The sequence below is a fragment of the Flavobacterium aureirubrum genome (assembly GCF_038739835.1).
Taxonomy (GTDB): Bacteria; Bacteroidota; Bacteroidia; order Flavobacteriales; family Flavobacteriaceae; genus Flavobacterium; species Flavobacterium aureirubrum.
Genome location: NZ_JBCGDO010000125.1, coordinates 1 through 300, shown reverse-complemented (window position 1 = coordinate 300; position 300 = coordinate 1). Strand labels below are relative to the sequence as shown.

Below are 300 nucleotides of genomic sequence, written 5' to 3'. Positions count from 1 at the left end.
AATTAGTTTTGAGTTCATTAGTTACAATAATATTACCTAAATTGTTATTATAGTGTTCATATAAAATTATATCGGAATTTCTATTCCTATAAGTTTTTCCATTTAATCCACTAAAAACTGTAGAGAAAGTAGTATCAACCCCATCAATATTTAAGATGCTGTTTTTAAAAAAGCACATTTCATCTTTATTAAAATTTAAAGTAAATGTTATGTAATTAGCATTTTTTTTTTCTTCTGCAAAGTAAGTTGCCATAACACTATTTTAAAGTTCTTTATCTTCGGCAAAAATCAATACATATT

General features: G+C 23.3%; 1 protein-coding gene. It reads right to left on the bottom strand.

Features of this window, described 5'->3' with window-relative positions; all coding sequences use genetic code 11:
• Positions 1–253 (bottom strand): hypothetical protein (locus WFZ85_RS16210; protein ID WP_342697278.1); only part of this gene is annotated, 253 nt, incomplete at its 3' end.
• Between the last annotated feature and the right edge of the window lie 47 nt (positions 254–300).